Here is a 15,880-nt window from a genome sequence, read left to right as displayed (position 1 = left end):
TTCTTCGAGTCTCGAAACATCGGTAGGATCGAGGCATGACCACGTCCGACCTCACCGCGGTGATTGCCGCGACCCACGACATCTGGATGCGCACCAACGACTTGATCGGGCAGGCGCTGGCCGAGCACCAGCTGACCCCTGCCACGTTCCAGGCGCTGTGGGTGATGGATCCGGCGGAGCCGCCCCCGTCGATGAAGGCGATGGCCGAGCGCCTGTACTGCAACGCCCCGAACCTGACCTTCATCACCAACCAGCTCAGCGACCGCGGCCTGGTGGAGCGAGCCGTGGACCCGGCCGACCGCCGCTCCCGTGTCCTGGTGCTGACCGCGAAGGGTCGCGAGGTCCGCGAGGACCTGATCCGCACGGCACTGGAGATCACACCCCTGGCGGCGCTCTCGGACAGTGAACTGCGCCGGCTCCGGACCCTCCTGGAGCGCGTCGCCCCGCCCGTCTGAACTGCCCGAGGCCCGCACCGGGGAGTGAGCCCGGCACGGGCCTCGGGTCGTGCTCCTGGTTCAGGACTCGAGCAGGTCCTCGCTCAACTTCCAGAGCCGCGCCGCGGATTGCGGGTCGATGGAGTGCGACGCTGCGTCGGAGGGGGCTTCGTCGGCGGTCACCGGCCTCGGCTCGTCGTCGAGCGGCGCGATGTCGTTGTCCTTGAGGTAGACGCCGCCGATCTCGTCCAGGAGAGGGCTGGTGGCCGCGAACACGATGGTGGCGGCACCTTGGCGGGGCGTCTTCTTGCCCCGCTCGGGATCGATGACCGGCCGGCCGGACTCGTCGATCAGACCCTCGGCCAGCAGTGCTTCGCGGCCCGCCGAACTGTTCAGTGCCGTGCCCACGATCACGCCCGGGTGGACGGCGTAGCCGCGGATTCCGTCCTCTGACCAGCGGTTGTCGAGCCCGACGGCGAAGAGCACGTTCGCAACCTTGGACTGCGCGTACGCCGCGCCCGGATGGTACTCGTCGCGCTGGAAGTTCGGGTCGTCCCAGCGGATGTCGGCGAATCGGTGGGCTCCGGACGAGACGTTGACGACACGCGACTCGGCGGCGGAGCGCAGCGCGGGGTGCAGGGCGAGCGTCAGCTGGAAGTGGCCCAGGTGATTGGTCGCGAACTGCGTCTCGTAGCCGCGGGCGTCCCGTTCGAGCTGCTTCGGGGGCGGTACTCCGGCGCAGTTGACCAGGATGTGCAGTGGGCGGCGGGTCTGCAGCCGGCTCTCGGTGAAGGCGTTGATCGACGCCGGTTCGAGCAGGTCGAGTCGGCCGACCTCGACGCCGTGGATTCCGGCCTCGGCCAGTGCGGCCGTCGCTCGCCCCGGATCGCGCGAGCCCACGGTCACCGACGCGCCCGCTCCTGCCAGCGCGCGGGTGACCTCAAGCCCGATCCCGGCATGGCCGCCGGTGATGACGGCGTACTTGCCGGTCAGGTCGATGCCGGCGACGACTTCGTCGGCCGTCGAGGCGGCGGTGAATCCTGATCCGACGGGGTGCTGCTTGTGTGCCACTCGACTCATCCTCTTCGTACTCGTGGGTCCCTCGCGGGGTGGTGAACTCGTGGCGGAATCGGCCTACTTGGACTCCACGCGGCCGAACGCGTCGGGGCCGGTCGTCAGCGCGTCCTGCGCGGTGCGCCAGGCTTCGTCGCCGGAGTCGAAGGCCGTACGGAGGTAGGCCGCGGTGAGCTCGGCGACCGCGGCGACCCGGTCGGGACTCTCGTCCGACGTCTCGACGCTGTCGTGCCCCTGGATCCCGCCGAGCAGGTGCTCACCGTCGAGGACGGTGAGCAGAGTCTTCGGCCCGGGGGCGAGGTGATACGGGTCGGCGTGCCAGTCCGGCCCCATGGTGGTCCAGTGCTGCGAGTCGTCCTTGTCGCCGGCGACGACCAGGGCCGGTGTGGTCATCGTGGTGAGGTCGATGGTGCGGAAGACCGGCACCCGGTGGGCCATGAACCCGTCGAAGGTGTCGCCTCCTCTGCCGGTCGCGCCGAGCAGTACGCCCTGCGTGATCCGGGGCTCGAGGAGGTTCACCTCTGCATCCGTGTCGGGGTCGGTGATCCGGGCGCCGAGCAGGAGTTCGGCGGTGAAGCCGCCGAGCGAGTGGCCGGCCACCGCGACCTTGCCGCGGTCGATGCGTCCGGAGAGCTGCGGAACGGCCTGCTCGATCTCGTCGAGCCGGTCGAGGACGGTGGTCATGTCCTCGGCGCGCGAGCGCCAGAACAGGGGCGCTTCGGGCCGGTCGCCGACCAGGTTGCTCAGCCGGGGAGCGCTGAGGTGGTTGGGTTGGACGACGACGAATCCGTGGGCCGCCCAGACCTTGGCCAGCGGTAGATATCCGTCGAGCGAGGAGAGGCCGTACGCCCCTCCGTGGCCGTGCGAGAGGAGGATGACCGGCAGGTTGTCGCCGGTCAGCGGTGCGGTGACGCGTACCTCCAGGTCCAGCGGCCGCCCGGGGGCGGGCAGTGTCAGGGGGCTGACCGACATCACGGGCGGGTCGGACGGGTGGAGGTAGCGGTCGGCTGTGGAAGTCCATTCAGGCATGGTGTGCCGTTCCTTTCAGTGGCCTCCGGTGCGGGATCCGCGGGCCCTGTGGGCGGGCGGCGATGGGGGAGGCGGTGCGGAACGTCCGGCTTCGGATACAGTGGAAAGCCGAAGCGGAACGTTGCTCCATTTACGATACGGAGCAGTGTTCCATTTCGCAAGTCGAGGCGAGTTCCGCCCGTGCGGCGGTCGTGGGAAAGGTGGGCGAGGTGCCCGGTACGGAGCGCTCCGGCAGGGAGCCGGCCGGCAGTAAGCGGGCCGACGTGGTGCGCAACCAGCGGAAGCTGCTCGACGCCGCCGCCGAGGTGTTCGTGACCTCCGGCGTGGACGCGCCGGTCCGCGAGGTCGCCGCGAAGGCGGGCGTCGGGATGGGGACGCTCTACCGCCACTTCCCGACGCGGGTGGACCTCGTCGAGGCGGTGTTCCGGCATCAGGTCGAGGAGTGCGCCGCAGCCGGTCCGCGGCTGCTCGCGGAGGCCGACTCGCCGGTGGCCGCACTGCGCCGGTGGATCGACCTGTTCGTCGACTTCCTGGTCACCAAGCACGGCCTGGCGAACACGCTGCAGCCCGACAGCAGCAGCTTCATCGCCCTCCACACCTACTTCCTGGACCGGCTGCTGCCCGCCGCCGACGAGCTGTTGGGCGCTGCCGTCGACGCCGGTGAGGTCAGGTCAGGCGTCCAGCCCTACGAGCTGATGCGCGGCATCGGCAACCTCTGCATCGCCGCCGACGACGACTCCCGCTACGACCCGCGCCGGCTCATCGACCTGCTGCTACGAGGGATCGAGGCGCCGGCGGAACCGAGGCCACGGGGGCCCCAACGCCCTTAGCCTGCCCGCATGTCGAGCCGCTGACCTCCATGCGCGTGCGCGTGCCCTCCTGTCCGTGGTGGACAGGGCCTATGCGTCGTCCTCGTGGCCGAGGACCCGCTGCAGGAAGGCGTTGTCGAAGACGCGGTGCGGGTCGTACTCGGTGCGGAGCCGGGAGAACGCGTCGAGGCGCGGGAAGCGCTCGTGCAGGGTGGCTGCTCCCAGAGTGAAGAGCTTGCCCCAGTGCGGCCGCGGCGCCCACGGTTCGAGGGCCGCCTCGAGCAGCGCGATCACCGGGAGTACGGCAGCCGCGTCGGACGTCCAGGTGAAGTGCAGGCCCACCGTGTCCTGTCCGTATGCCGGACTCAGCCACAGCCCGTCCGCCGCGACGGTCCGCACCTCGCACACCTGCAGGACGGGTGCGAGCACCGGGCCGAGCGCGGACATCGCCCGCAGCGCATCGGCCGCGTGCCGGCGGTCGAAGAGATACTCCGACTGCAGTTCGTCGCCGCTGCTCGGGGTGAACTCCGCCCGGAAATGCGGCAGTCGCTCGTTCCACGGCCCGACGACACCGCCCTGCGCGGTGCAGTGCAGCGGCGGTACGCCGACCACCGGATGCATCGGCTGCGCCGCCGGCGTGGCCCACGCGAGATCCGGGGCGGCGTGCCCGTCCCCGGTCACCCGCTGCTTGAACCAGGCCTGCGTGAAGCGCGGCGCCCGCCAGTCGGTGAAGAGACTCACGCTGTACGCCGCCGAGGTCAGCGCGTCGAACTGCTCGATCACCGCATCCTGTGGCAGTCCGGTGAACACGTCCTGCCGTACGGCGAAGGCCGGGACGAGGTCGAGCGTCAGCGCCGTGACGACACCGAGCGCGCCGAGTGACACCACGGATCCGGCGAAACGGTCACCGTCGCGTTCGCGGTCGAGGACGTGCAACTCACCGTCGGCGGTGAGCAGTTCGAAGCTGCGCACCGAAGTGGCGAGCGATCCGTTGGCGTCGCCCGAGCCGTGCGTGCCGGTGGCGACCGAGCCGGCCACCGAAATGTGCGGTAGCGAGGCCATGTTGGGCAGGGCCAGGCCCTTTGCGTTGACGGCGGCGGCGAGTTCGCCGTAGCGGATACCTCCGCCGATGCGGACGGTGGCGGCATCCGTGTCGACGTCGATCGACGTGGGCAGCGCCTCGAGCGACACCAACTCGCCGTCGGTGTCGGCGATGTCGCTGAACGAGTGACCGGAGCCGAGCACTCTGACCCGTTCCGCCCGCGCCAGGACCGCGCGTATCGCATCGAGGGAGTCGGGGCGATGGGTGCGGGCTGCCGAGAACGTCACGTTCCCCGCCCAATTCATCTGCTGTGCGGCAGAGTTGCCGGCGGTCGTGGTCACGCGCTGTGCCTTTCGTGGGCGTCGGGAACGACGGGCGGGAGGTTCTTGCGGGAGGTCAGGACACCGCACTGATCAGTTCGGCGAGGGCGGCGGCGAGAGCCCGCACGCCGGGCCCCGCGGGGCCTCCCGGCTCGCTCATGTACTGATCGCGCCGGATCTCGATCATCAGCGCCGACACCCGCGCGTCGCGCCCGTAGTGCGCGAGCGGCACGTACGCCCCGCTGAACGGACTGTCGGTTCCGGTGCCGAAGTCCGCGAACGCGTCCCGTGCCTGATCGCGGAGCCGGCGGCCGGTGTGGAAAGGGTCCGTGCCGAGGCACACCTCCGGCCGCGGCCCGGCCGCGTGCAGCTCGTAGGGCAGTGGATCGGTCGGGTACGAGTGCACATCGAGCAGCACGGCCCGCCCGGTCGCGGCGAGCCTGGCATCCACGGCCTCGGTCATCATCCGGGCGTACGGATGGAAGTAGGTGTCGAGGAGGGGTCCGGGGTCGTGGCCGGTCGGGCGCAGCTGTTCGCGGTGCGTGGTGTGCGTGTAGACGGCGCCCATGCCGACGGCCCGCATCTCCTCGCGCTCGTCGGGGAAGCGTTCCGGGTCCACCACGAGCCGGGACTGCCCGGCGAGCGCCTGCCACGGCGTGCTCCCGGCCGGGACGCCGTCCGCCGCGAGTGCCGCGATCAGTGCGGTGTGCGCATCGGTGATGTGGTCCAGTTCGCGCTCGAGCGCCGCGTCGTCGAGCAGGATGTCCCGGCGCACGTCCTCGGGCACATGGCGCGAGGTGTGCGGCATGTGCAGGAGGACGGGGGAGCCCGGGTCGCCGGACACCAACAGCAGGGGAGTGGCGGGCGGATCGGAAGTGGCGGGCATATCGGTCTCCCGGACGGCGGCAGGCACCCTTGCGCCGGCACCGTCCGTCGGACGGGTCCCGCGGGGTGGACGTGCGTGCTCCTGGCGGTCGTACGCCCTCACGGTAAAGGCGCCGCCCCGCGCGATGCAGCGCGGGGCGGCGCCTTGATGCGCCCGCGGTCGATCAGCGGTCGGCGTACACCACCCAGACCTGGCCGGGCGCGAACGGCATCCGCCGGCCGTCGGCGAGGGTGAACGTGGTGCCCGACGTCGCAGAGGGGCGCTTCCACTGCGTCGCGTACGCCTTGCCGTCGCGCAGCACCGTGGCCCGGCCGCTGCCGACCGTCTCGATGTAGGGCGTCGATGCGCCGTTGACGTCCTTGTACTTGGACGGCGGCATGTCGACGTGCTGGATGACCACGGTGCGCGGGGCCATCTGCCGGCCGTTGGTCTGCATCGCCGCGGCGCCGTCGAACGACACCTTCCAGCGCTTGTCCGACGGCGACCAACGGAAGGTGTGACTGGCCGCGGAGTACCGCACGGTGCGCTCGCCGGCCTTGGTGCCACCGGCGGGTGCCGCACCGAAGCGGAAGCCGATGTCGGCCGGCCTGCTCGCGTTCGGCGCCGACTCGAGGATCGCCTGCGGGCGGACGAACAGGTTGTGGGGGGCCTGCCTGCCGGACTTGCGGAGGTACGCGCTCGGGACGCTGCCGTGCGAGCGGGCGTACAGCGGGGAGTCGCGCAGCACCTTGTTCAGCTCGCTGCGCACACCGGAGTAGGCCAGCGCGGGGCGGCCGAACTGGCGCAGCAGTTCCACATCGGACTCGCGGGCGCTGCGTACCGGGCCGACACTCTCGGGCTGCCGGCCGCTGTACACGCCCATCAGCCGGCTCATCCCGCCCTCGACCTTCTCGACGTACACGATGTCCGCCTTGTTCAGGCCCTGATGAGGCCGGGCGCCGCGGGCGTTGTCGAACTTCACCGCGAGGACGCCGCTCTGCTGCGCCTCGACGCCCGTGTACGGGGACTTCTCCTGCGGCACCTGCGCGGCGCTCACCGAGCCGCTGCCGTACGCCGCGCCCAGCGTGAGTGCCCCGGCCGTCAGCAGGGCGGGCACGGTGGCGCGGCGCAGTGTTGCACGGCGTGTACCGCGTCGGGTCCCGGTCACTGTCTTGATCGTCATGGAAAATGCCTCCGTCGGCCCCCCGATGACTTAGCTGGCGCACACATGCCTCGCGCGGGGCCGCCTGAACCGCGAAACCGCCATCCACCCCGGGATGTTCACTCCTTCCGGCGTGATGCCACGGGTTCGCGGCGCGGCAGGTGGACCGTCGGGCATCTGGTGGCGGACAGGTCCTGGCGTGTTCAACCACCGCTGATCCAGCGGTAGTTGTTCCGTGAGTTCTCAGGTCTCGTCGGGGAAGCGCCGCAACGGGCCGGGCAGCCTCGCCCCGAGTGGCGACATGCCGCCGTCGGCGCCGTGCCGGGCGAGCAGGTCGAGTACGAGGCGGCCGCGGCGTACGCGCTCGCGGGCGGTGGCCAGGGCGTGTTCGCGCAGATGGGCACCGTAGGGGTAGATGCCCTGCGCCTTGCTGAGGCCGAACTTCAGGTAGATGGGGCCGCCGCGCCGGATCAGTTCGGCCACCTCGTACATCCGCACGAAGCCGCCGAGGTCGTCCGGTGCCTCCACGTAGAAGTCCATCGGGGCCGCGCTCTGCCGGCGGATCTCGGTGAGCTGGGCGAGGGTCAGGTCGGACGGAACATTCACCGAGTCGGCGCCGAGCCGCTCGAAGACGGCGTACGAGGCCGGGTTCACGGGGCCGATCAGGGCCGAGACCTTGAGTGTGGTGTCGGCGGGCAACGCGCCGTTCGCGCGCAGCCGGTGCAGTGTCCACAGGACGCCCTCGTCGGCCACGAGCAGGCAGCGCACGCCCAGTTCGGTGGCCCGCAGGGCGTCCTCGACACAGCCGGCGAGCGCGTCGTGCCCACGTGCCCGCAGCCCGCCGCCGCCCGAGTCGGTGCGGGCCGCGGCGCCGGTGTCCCAGGTGCCGCGCGGGCCGGTGAACAGGCAGAGCTCGATGTCGCGTTCGGCGCATGCCGTGACCATCGCGGTGATCTCCGCGTCGGACAGCATCCAGATGCCGCTGCCCTGACTGATGCGGTGGATCGGGACGTCGAGACGCGCACTCTCCTCGAGCACCGTGGCCAGCGCCTCCGGGCCTTCCACGGACGGGATCTCGGTACGCCAGGTGCCGCCGTCGGGGAACGTGTGCGGCGAGGCGTCGGCCGGGTCGAGATCGGGGGCGCGGTGGCCGACGCGGGCGAGCGCCGCTGCGCCGGGACGGCGTGCTTCGGCGGAGGGAGCGGACACGGGACTCCTTTGGATCGGTGGTGCCGGGGCGCGCTGTGGTTCGGTGCGTTGCGGTACGGGGTGGGGTGCGCGCGCCGGGGTGCGGGTTCGGAATCCCGCAGGGTGTTCGGATGGCCGGGTGCGGCTCCGTGGGGCCGGCGTGCGTTCAGGGCCGGAGCAGCACCTTGCCCACGGCAGGGTCGCCGCTGCCGACCAGGGCGACCGCGGCCCCGTAGTCCTCCAGCGGGAATTCGTGCGTGATCAGACCGGCCGGGGCGAGCAGCCCCAGGTTGAAGGCGTGCACGGCGTCGGCCCAGGCGGACGAGGCGGCGCCGAAGACCGAGCGCACGGTCAGCTGACTCACCGAGAGATGCACCGGGTCGATGCCCTTGGCGCCTTCGGAGAACATGCCGGTCAGGACGACCCGGCCGCCTCGACGGGCCAGCAGGCAGGCGTCGTGGGCGGTGTCCGCAGCGCCCGCCGTCTCCACAACCAGGTCGAACTCGCCCTGCCTGGCGGTGGTTTCGGCGGGTGAGCAGCCATCGGTGGCGCCGAGGTCCACTGCCTGTTCGGTGCGCGTGGTACGCGGGTCGATCACGGTGAGTTCCCCGGGCGATCCGGCCCGGAGCAGCTGCACCGCGAGCAGGCCGAGCGTGCCGGCCCCCACCACGGCGATCCGTTCGCCGGGTACGGGCGCCCCCGCGCGCACCGCGCCCGCGACGACCGCCGCGGGCTCCAGGAGCGCCGCAGCCCGCAGGTCCGCGCCGTCGTCGAGCAGGTGCAGCAGGCGGGCGGGCACGACCAGGTGGTCCGCGAACGCGCCGGGCTCGGTGAACCCGGTCTCCGCGTACCCGCCCGTGCACAGGCTGGTGTCGCCGTGCCGGCAGCGTGCGCAGGTGCCGCATGCGCGGAAGCCCTCCGCCACCGCCTTGCGGCCGGCCAGTGCCGCGTCGACGCCCGTGCCGACCGCGTCGACCGTGCCGGACCATTCGTGCCCCGGGACCACCGGGTAGCGCACATAACCCGGGGCCCGGCGGCCGTCGTACAGTTCGCGGTCGCTCATGCAGATGCCGGCTGCCGCGACCCGGAGGCGGACTTCTCCGGCAGCGGGTTCGGGGAGCGCCTGCCGGATGATCCGATGGCTGCCGGGACGGTCCACGAGTACCGAGCGACTCTCGGCCCCCGGCCCTTGGTCACCTGTCAACTCAACGGTGCTGCCGCTCACTTGGGTGACCTCTTCTCCCAGCCCTCGGCCCACAGGTCGAAACGGGCCTGCTGCTGGGGGAACTCGGCCGCCGCGTCCGCGTCGAACTCGACGCCGAGGCCCGGAGCTTCGGGCAGTCGGAAGTAGCCGTCCACGACCTCGGGTGCGCCCTCGACCACCTTCTTGATCTCGCCGTCGGCGAAATCGTTGAAGTGCTCGAGGATCTTGAAGTTCGGTGTGCAGGCGGCGACTTGGAGGGACGCCGCGGTCAGGACCGATCCGCCCACGTTGTGCGGGGCGACGAGTACGTAGTGGGTCTCGGCGGTGGCCGCCAGCTTGCGGGTCTCCAGGATGCCGCCGATGTGGCCGACGTCCGGCTGGATGATGTCGGCGGCCTGGGACTCGAAGAGCTCACGGAACTCGATGCGGTCGTGGATGCGCTCACCGGTCGCGACCGGCAGTTCCACCTGCTGGGCGACCTTGCCGAGCGCCTTCAGGTTCTCCGGCGGGACCGGCTCCTCCAGCCAGGCCGGGGAGAACGGCGCGAACTCACGGGCCAGGCGCACGGCGGTGGCCGGACTGAATCGCCCGTGCATCTCCAGCATCAGCTCCGTCTCCGGACCGATGGCGTCCCGTACGGCCTCGATCAGGGAGACGGCGTACCGGGTGCCGGCGTGGTCGAGTTCCATGGCGCCGGTGCCGAACGGGTCGATCTTCAGGGCGCGGTAGCCGCGGGCGACGACGCCCTTGGCCGCCTCGTGGTACGCCTCGGGGGTCCGCTCCGTGGTGTACCAGCCGTTCGCGTACGCCTTGACGCGGTCGGTGACCCTGCCGCCGAGGAGCTGCCACACCGGTACGCCGAGCGCCTTGCCCTTGATGTCCCAGCAGGCCATCTCCACGCAGGCGATCCCGGACATCACGATCTCGCCGGCCCGGCCGTAGTCGCCGTACTTCATTCTGCGCACCAGGTCCTCGACGGCGAACGGGTCGCTGCCGAGCAGGTGGTTGGCCTCGGCCTCGCGGAGGTAGCCGAGCAGCGCGTCGGTGTGGCCGAGCATCCGGGTCTCACCGACGCCGGTGACGCCCTCGTCGGTGTGGACCTGCACATACGTGAGATTGCGCCAGGGCGTCCCGACGACGTGCGTGCTGATTCCCGTGATACGCAAGGCAGTTGCCCCTTGGTTGGGTCGAGGTGGGTGGGCTCGAAGTAGCCTGGCTCCGCAGCGGGTTGTTCGAGATTTCGTCACCCGTTCGAAATGGTGGCGTGACCGTAATCAGGGGTCGGGAGCAGTGTCAATGGGTGCGCTCGGGACCGCTTCGGGCGTTCCGGCGGCGCGGAAGGGTCCCGTGCGGGCATTGCCCGGTGAAGCGCGGGGCGCTTAGCCTGTGTTCGCGATTCCGGCCGATGACCGAAGTTTCGAACGACTGCGTGCGTGACCTCGACTCGAAGGCTCACGGGCCCACGACTGAAGGGTCCAGGGATGAAGGACCCACGGCCGGAGCGGCTCGAGCGCCCACCGGCTCGAGACCGACTTGAAGAAGCAACAACCCCACCCGGCAACCGATTCGACGATGCAACGCGGAGGGCGGCGATGGCGCGACTCGTCCCGGCGGTCACCAGATCGCTCGACATACTGGAACTCTTCCTCGAAGGGGACGGCACGCTCTCCGCACCCGAGGTGACCCGCAGCCTGGGCCTGCCCCGCACGACCGTGCACGAACTGATCGCCACACTCACCGCCCGCTCCTACCTGGTCCCGGTCCCCGCCCGCCCCGGCCGCTACCGCCTGGGCGTACGCACCTACCAGCTCGGCAGCCGGTACTCCGAGGACCTGGACCTGGCCGCGGAAGGCCGGCAGGTCGCCACCGAAGTGGCCGACACCTGCGACGAGACGGTGCACGTCGCGATCCTCGAGGGCACCGACGTCATCTACATCGCCAAGGTCGACTCCACCCACGCGGTCCGGATGGTCTCCGCCGCAGGCCGTCGACTGCCCGCCCACTGCACGTCGGTGGGAAAGATGCTGCTCGCCGCGCTGCCCGAGGCGGAGCTCGAGTCCCGCCTCGCCGACCTCGAACTGACCGCGATGACCCCGCACAGCATCACCGAACCGGCCACCCTGCGCGCCACACTCGACGAGACCAGACAACGCGGTGTGGCGTCCGAACACCGCGAGTCCAACCCGGACGTGAGCTGTGTCGCCGCCCCTGTCCGCGACCGCACGGGCCGGGTGGTGGCCGCCCTGTCCATCTCGGTGCCGATGATCCGCTGGAGCGACGCGAGGGAGGCGGAGCTCGCGGAGCTCGCCGCCAAAGGTGCCGCCGAGCTGTCCGCACGCCTCGGTCACCGGGGTGCGGCGTGAGGGCGATGGGCGCGGCGCGCGCCGAGGTCGCCGTCCGCGCCGATGCGGAACTCGGCGAGGGACCGACTTGGGACGAGAGCGGCCACCGCCTGATCTGGGTGGACATCCTGGCCTCCCGAGTGCACACCTTCGCGCCGGACACCGGCCGCCGCACCGTGCTGGCCACCGAGCAGCATGTGGGCGCGGCCAAGCCGTGCGTCACCGGCGGCCTGGTGGTCAACCTCCGCGACGGCATCGGCCGTTACGCCGCCGACGGATCCTTCCGCTGGCTGCACCACGACCCGGTCCCCGGCCGCCGCGGCAACGAGGCGATGGTCGCCCCGGACGGCGCGCTCTGGGCGGGAACCATGTTCTACGACGACCGGCCGGGCGGCGGAAACGTCACCCGGATCGCCCCGGACGGCTCCGCCACCGAGCAGCTCACCGCGGTCACGGTGAGCAATGGCACGGGATGGAGCCCGGACGGCCACCGGATGTACTACGTCGACACCCCGACCCTGCGCGTGGATGTGCTCGACTTCGACCCCGACACCCAACAGGCCGGTAACAGAAGGCCGTTCGTCACCGTGCCGCCGGGTTCAGGATCACCCGACGGGTTGTGCGTGGACGCCGACGGCTGCCTGTGGGTCGCCTTCTGGGACGGCGGCGCGGTCCGCCGCTACACACCGGACGGCAAACTCGACCGCACGCTCGAACTCCCGGTGCGGCGGCCGACGTCCTGCGCCTTCGGCGGGGCCGGGCTGCGCGATCTGTACATCACCAGCGCGCGCACCGGGCTCGGCGATCCGCCCGGACCGGACGGGTCGCTCCTGGTGGTCCCCGGTATCGGGCAGGGGCGGCAGGAGGCGCCCTTCGGAGGCTGAGGGGACGAGGCACCCTGGAGTGGCGGTGCCGGCCGGATCGTCCTGCCGTCACGCCCCCGGACGCTCGCCCGTCGCGCCGTCGATGAGTTCCCTGACGATGTCCATATGGCCGGCGTGCCGGGCGGTCTCCTCGATCATGTGGATCAGCACGAAGCGCAACGACACGATGCCGCCGGGGAACTGGCCCCGCGCCTCAGGATCGAGGTCGTCGATCGTCCGGTCCGCCGCGGCCCGCGCGCGGGTGTAGAAGGCGACCACGTCGTCCGTGCTCTCCCCGGGGCCGATCCGGAAGTCCGCGCCCTCCTCCTCGGGCAGCGGCTCCGCGGAGCGGTCGAAGGCCAGGCGGAACCAGCCGTACTCGCAGCACGCCAGATGCTTCACCAGGCCGAGCAGGCTGGTCCCGGACGGGGTGAGCGGCCGCCGCAGCTGCTCGTCGTCGAGCCCACGCAACTTCCAGAGCACCACGTCGCGTTGGCGGTCGAGACTGGCCCGCAGACTCTCCTTCTCGCCCGCGGTCATGCATGCGTCATCCGGCACGGTGGCCACCTCCCAGCTGCGCCCGGCTCCGTCGCCCGGGGTACGACGGCCAGCGTACGCAGCCCTGCGCGGGGCCCGTTCACTGTCGTACGTAGACCACCCAGATCTGCCCCTGCGGAAAGGCCAGCGGGCGGTCCTCCGCGTCGGTGTACCGGGTCGGCGCGCCCTCGTCCGGGCGGCTCCATCGGCCGTCGTGGGCGCGGCCGTCGCGCAGCAGCAGCACCTGGCCCGAGCCGGTGGTCTCGGTGTACGGCGAGACGTTGCCCCAGCGGTCCTTGAAGCCGGAGTCACGGACGCGGGTGTACTGGACGAGAACCGAGGCCGGGGCGTGCGGGGAGGCGCCGCCGTCCATCGCGACCTGCCAGTGCCGGTCGGCCCCGGACCAGGTGAACTCGAAGCGCGCGGCCGGGAAGCGCACCGTGTGAGTGGCCCGTCGCTGCCCGCCGGACGGTGCGGCGCCGAAGCGCAGGCCGTACGCGGTGATCCGGTCGGCGTCGGGCGCCGGGTCCAGTTCACGCGGCCGCAGATACAGATTGTGCGGTGCGGGCCGGTCGGTGGAACGGTAGTACGCGCCGCCGGTGGACTCCGGGGTCCGCGGGTGCAGCGGGGCGGCGTCGATCAGCGGTTCCAGCTTCGACTGCGCCCCGGAATAGGCGAGTACCGGCTCGCCGTACTGCCTGAGGAGGGCGAGGTCGGTCTCGCGCGCGCTGCGCACCGGACCGATCGCCTTCGGGAGACGGCCGGCCGCCGCGTACACCGCGAGCAGTCGGCTGATCCCCGACTCGACCTGCTCGACATGGATGATGTCGGCTTCCGCGAGGCCGGTGTGCGGGCGGGCCGCAGGGGCGTTGTCGATCTTCACGGCGAGGACGGTGGGGTCGTCGCGCGGCCGGCCGGCCGCGGAGCCGGACTCGTCGGGCTCCGGTGTGTCGTCGGATCCGCCGCCCGGCGCGCGGCCCTCGACCGTACAGGCGGCAAGGGCGGCTGCGCCGAGGAGTGTGCCGGCTCCGACGGCGGCCGAACCACTGAGGAACGCTCGGCGTCTCATGAAGGTCCGATACCCAACTATGGCCGCCTCAGGCCGTATTGAGCCCCTGCGCGTCCGGTTCGGTCCAGTCCGGGATCCGTGCCGCCCGATGGTGGAACGCCCGCCGGACGGCGGGGAACCTGCGGCCGTCCCGGCGCGGGTGCACGCGGTTGGTGAGCAGCACATAACTGCGACCGGCGACCGCATCCACCCAGAGACTGGTCCCGGTGAACCCGGTGTGCCCGTAAGAATCGGGGCCCGGTGCGCTGCCGACCGGCGAGCCCACCGGGTCGAGGCCCTGCCAGCCGAGGCAGCGGCGCAGCAGCAGTCCGTCGGTGTGGCACCGGGTCATCTCCGTGAAGGCGGCGGGCCCCAATACCCCCTCACCGCCCCGCAGTAGCGCGCGACCGAGGCGTTCCACGTCGGCGAGCGGGGCGAAGAGGCCGGCATGGCCCGCGACGCCGCCGAGCACCACCGCGTTCTCGTCGTGCACCTCGCCGGTGACCAGGTGGCCGCGCCAGGTGCAGTGTTCCGTGGAGACGGCGCTGGTGCGCGCTGCCGCGTCCGGGGTGAAGGTCAGGCCGGTCAACCCCAGTGGTTCGGCGACGAGTTGGCTGACGACCGCGTCGAGGGGCCGGCCGGCCGCGGTCTCCGCGAGCAGACCGAGCAGGATGAAGCCGGGGGACGAGTAGGCCACGGCCGTGCCGGGTGGCGTGGCCAGAGGCAGGGAGCGCAGGGTGTCGAGGAGTTCCGGACGGGTGGGCGCACTCCGGTACAGCGGCACTCCGCCGGGCAATCCCGAGGTGTGCGCGAGGAGTTGGGCGACCGTGATGCCGGCCTTGTCCGTGCCGCGGTAGTCGGGCAACAGCTCGGCGAGCGGGTCGGTGAGGGCCAGTGCGCCCTTGTCGACGAGGGCGAGGACCGCGAGGCCGACCACCGGTTTCGTCACCGAAGCCAGGTCCCACAGTTCGGTGCCGTCGAGTTCGGGACCGCCCCATTGGCGGGTGCCCACCCGGCCGGCGTCGAGTGTGCCGTGCGCGGTGCTCACCGACCAGGCCGCCGCGGAGAAGATCCGTCGGCGTCTGGCCTCCGTGAGCAGGCTTCGCAGCGGGCTCATCCGTGCACCAGTCCGAGCGGTGAACTCCCGCCGTTGGCCGGTGAGATGAGTCCGGCGGCGGCGCGCACCATCGGCCCGTACATCGCCACACCGGCGTCGTCCAGGGTGAACGTCGGACCGACGATCCCGATCGCTCCCACCGGTCGGCCGTCCGCCCCGATCACCGGTGCCGCGACGGCGCGCACATCGGGTTCGGTGTACTCGTCGTCCACCGCGAACCCCCGGGTGCGCACCTCGTCGAGTGCGGCGCGTACCGCCTCGGGGTCGGTGACCGTGCGCGGAGTGATCGCGGGAAGGGCGGCGCTGCCGAGCGTGTCCGCGACCTCCTGGGCCGGCAGCGCGGAGAGCATCGCGAGGCCCACGGCGCTGGTATGCAGCGGGACGCTGCCGCCCGCGCGGACCGGGATCCGGTAGGTGTCCGCCGGTTCGGAGTGCGCCAGATGCACGGCGGTGTCCCCGTCGCGTACCGAGTAGTGCGCCAACTGCCCGGTTCGCAACCGGAGATCGGCGAGCACGGGCCGGGCCAGGCGCAGCTCGGGACTGTCCGCGAGTGCGGTCGCCGCGAGCCCGAGCAGCCGAGGGCCCGCCCGGTAGCGGCCGCCGGGCAGTGCGGTGGCGAAGCCGTTCGTGGCCAGCGTGCCCAGGAGCCGGTGGACCGTCGGTTTGGGCAGCCCGGTGTGGGCCGCGAGATCCGCGAGCCGGTGCGGGCCTTCGGGCTGCACGAGGGCGTCGAGCAGCTCCAGCGCCTTGTCGACAGGGCCTTTGGCGCTGATCTCGTGGCCCGTTCGGGTGTTGACCGCCTTCGTCATGTCGCTTAGCTTAACCCAACCGCGTTCCGGTGAACGG

16 protein-coding genes are annotated in these 15,880 nt (G+C 71.7%); 4 read left to right on the top strand and 12 right to left on the bottom strand.

The genetic code is table 11. The annotated features are described in order from the left end of the window. Nucleotides 1–35: 35 nt before the first annotated feature. Nucleotides 36–455, top strand: a complete 420-nt coding sequence (locus DSC45_RS26150) for a MarR family winged helix-turn-helix transcriptional regulator (RefSeq protein ID WP_119294402.1) — start codon at nt 36–38, stop codon at nt 453–455. Nucleotides 456–515: 60 nt separating this feature from the next. Here the strand turns inward: DSC45_RS26150 and DSC45_RS26145 are convergent, their stop codons facing one another. Beyond that, nucleotides 516–1,514 (bottom strand): SDR family NAD(P)-dependent oxidoreductase, encoded by a 999-nt coding sequence (locus DSC45_RS26145; protein ID WP_119294401.1) that lies wholly within the window; start codon nt 1,512–1,514, stop codon nt 516–518. A 54-nt stretch (nt 1,515–1,568) separates the two neighbouring features. Beyond that, nucleotides 1,569–2,537, bottom strand: coding sequence for an alpha/beta hydrolase family protein (locus DSC45_RS26140; RefSeq protein WP_119294400.1), 969 nt, complete (start codon nt 2,535–2,537; stop codon nt 1,569–1,571). Nucleotides 2,538–2,746: 209 nt separating this feature from the next. Between DSC45_RS26140 and DSC45_RS26135 the strand changes: the two genes are divergently transcribed. Beyond that, a complete protein-coding gene (locus DSC45_RS26135; RefSeq protein WP_119294507.1) occupies nt 2,747–3,367 on the top strand; it encodes a TetR/AcrR family transcriptional regulator in 621 nt (206 codons plus the stop codon). Between the two features lie 69 nt (nt 3,368–3,436). Here DSC45_RS26135 and DSC45_RS26130 read toward each other — a convergent pair whose 3' ends face one another. The 6 genes from DSC45_RS26130 to DSC45_RS26105 form a co-directional block, all read right to left on the bottom strand. Next, nucleotides 3,437–4,693, bottom strand: coding sequence for an FAD-binding protein (locus tag DSC45_RS26130; protein WP_119294506.1), 1,257 nt, complete (start codon nt 4,691–4,693; stop codon nt 3,437–3,439). A 91-nt stretch (nt 4,694–4,784) separates the two neighbouring features. Then, nucleotides 4,785–5,594 carry an N-formylglutamate amidohydrolase gene (locus tag DSC45_RS26125; protein ID WP_119294399.1) on the bottom strand — a complete coding sequence of 270 codons (810 nt, stop codon included), beginning with the start codon at nt 5,592–5,594 and terminating at the stop codon, nt 4,785–4,787. Nucleotides 5,595–5,757: 163 nt separating this feature from the next. Continuing rightward, complete coding sequence (locus DSC45_RS26120; RefSeq protein WP_119294398.1) at nt 5,758–6,756, bottom strand: DUF3048 domain-containing protein; 999 nt, start codon at nt 6,754–6,756, stop codon at nt 5,758–5,760. Nucleotides 6,757–6,978: 222 nt separating this feature from the next. After that, entirely contained in the window at nt 6,979–7,959 is a 981-nt protein-coding gene (locus DSC45_RS26115; RefSeq protein WP_119294397.1) for a hypothetical protein, read from the bottom strand. Nucleotides 7,960–8,089: 130 nt separating this feature from the next. Beyond that, entirely contained in the window at nt 8,090–9,127 is a 1,038-nt protein-coding gene (locus DSC45_RS26110; protein ID WP_119294505.1) for a zinc-dependent alcohol dehydrogenase, read from the bottom strand. A 17-nt stretch (nt 9,128–9,144) separates the two neighbouring features. Next, nucleotides 9,145–10,293: a mandelate racemase/muconate lactonizing enzyme family protein gene (locus DSC45_RS26105; RefSeq protein ID WP_119294396.1), complete on the bottom strand. Its 1,149-nt coding sequence runs from the start codon at nt 10,291–10,293 to the stop codon at nt 9,145–9,147. Nucleotides 10,294–10,719: 426 nt separating this feature from the next. Here DSC45_RS26105 and DSC45_RS26100 point away from each other — a divergent pair, with 426 nt between their 5' ends. Continuing rightward, entirely contained in the window at nt 10,720–11,490 is a 771-nt protein-coding gene (locus tag DSC45_RS26100) for an IclR family transcriptional regulator (RefSeq protein WP_119294395.1), read from the top strand. Between the two features lie 5 nt (nt 11,491–11,495). Further along, complete coding sequence (locus DSC45_RS26095) at nt 11,496–12,353, top strand: SMP-30/gluconolactonase/LRE family protein (protein ID WP_119294394.1); 858 nt, start codon at nt 11,496–11,498, stop codon at nt 12,351–12,353. 48 nt (nt 12,354–12,401) lie between these two features. On the opposite strand, the gene DSC45_RS26090 is transcribed toward DSC45_RS26095, so the two are convergent. The 4 genes from DSC45_RS26090 to DSC45_RS26075 form a co-directional block, all read right to left on the bottom strand. Further along, nucleotides 12,402–12,872 (bottom strand): DinB family protein, encoded by a 471-nt coding sequence (locus tag DSC45_RS26090; protein WP_119294504.1) that lies wholly within the window; start codon nt 12,870–12,872, stop codon nt 12,402–12,404. 97 nt (nt 12,873–12,969) lie between these two features. Then, complete coding sequence (locus tag DSC45_RS26085; RefSeq protein WP_119294393.1) at nt 12,970–13,938, bottom strand: DUF3048 domain-containing protein; 969 nt, start codon at nt 13,936–13,938, stop codon at nt 12,970–12,972. Nucleotides 13,939–13,966: 28 nt separating this feature from the next. After that, nucleotides 13,967–15,034 (bottom strand): serine hydrolase domain-containing protein, encoded by a 1,068-nt coding sequence (locus tag DSC45_RS26080; protein WP_119294392.1) that lies wholly within the window; start codon nt 15,032–15,034, stop codon nt 13,967–13,969. Next, nucleotides 15,031–15,843: an IclR family transcriptional regulator gene (locus DSC45_RS26075; protein ID WP_119294391.1), complete on the bottom strand. Its 813-nt coding sequence runs from the start codon at nt 15,841–15,843 to the stop codon at nt 15,031–15,033. The genes DSC45_RS26080 and DSC45_RS26075 overlap by 4 nt, the downstream gene beginning before the upstream one ends. Nucleotides 15,844–15,880: the final 37 nt, after the last annotated feature.

The organism is Streptomyces sp. YIM 130001 (assembly GCF_003574445.1).
Taxonomy (GTDB): Bacteria; Actinomycetota; Actinomycetes; order Streptomycetales; family Streptomycetaceae; genus Streptomyces.
Note: the sequence above shows the minus strand (reverse complement) of the source record. Positions and strands in the feature narration are given on the sequence as shown.

Coding starts and splice junctions, on each gene's coding strand:
- DSC45_RS26085 (WP_119294393.1), bottom strand. CDS start 13,938: ATGAGACGCCGAGCGTTCCTCAGTGGTTCGGCCGCCGTCGGAGCCGGC.
- DSC45_RS26150 (WP_119294402.1), top strand. CDS start 36: ATGACCACGTCCGACCTCACCGCGGTGATTGCCGCGACCCACGACATC.
- DSC45_RS26080 (WP_119294392.1), bottom strand. CDS start 15,034: ATGAGCCCGCTGCGAAGCCTGCTCACGGAGGCCAGACGCCGACGGATC.
- DSC45_RS26140 (WP_119294400.1), bottom strand. CDS start 2,537: ATGCCTGAATGGACTTCCACAGCCGACCGCTACCTCCACCCGTCCGAC.
- DSC45_RS26145 (WP_119294401.1), bottom strand. CDS start 1,514: ATGAGTCGAGTGGCACACAAGCAGCACCCCGTCGGATCAGGATTCACC.
- DSC45_RS26100 (WP_119294395.1), top strand. CDS start 10,720: ATGGCGCGACTCGTCCCGGCGGTCACCAGATCGCTCGACATACTGGAA.
- DSC45_RS26130 (WP_119294506.1), bottom strand. CDS start 4,693: ATGAATTGGGCGGGGAACGTGACGTTCTCGGCAGCCCGCACCCATCGC.
- DSC45_RS26090 (WP_119294504.1), bottom strand. CDS start 12,872: ATGACCGCGGGCGAGAAGGAGAGTCTGCGGGCCAGTCTCGACCGCCAA.
- DSC45_RS26075 (WP_119294391.1), bottom strand. CDS start 15,843: ATGACGAAGGCGGTCAACACCCGAACGGGCCACGAGATCAGCGCCAAA.
- DSC45_RS26125 (WP_119294399.1), bottom strand. CDS start 5,594: ATGCCCGCCACTTCCGATCCGCCCGCCACTCCCCTGCTGTTGGTGTCC.
- DSC45_RS26095 (WP_119294394.1), top strand. CDS start 11,496: ATGGGCGCGGCGCGCGCCGAGGTCGCCGTCCGCGCCGATGCGGAACTC.
- DSC45_RS26120 (WP_119294398.1), bottom strand. CDS start 6,756: ATGACGATCAAGACAGTGACCGGGACCCGACGCGGTACACGCCGTGCA.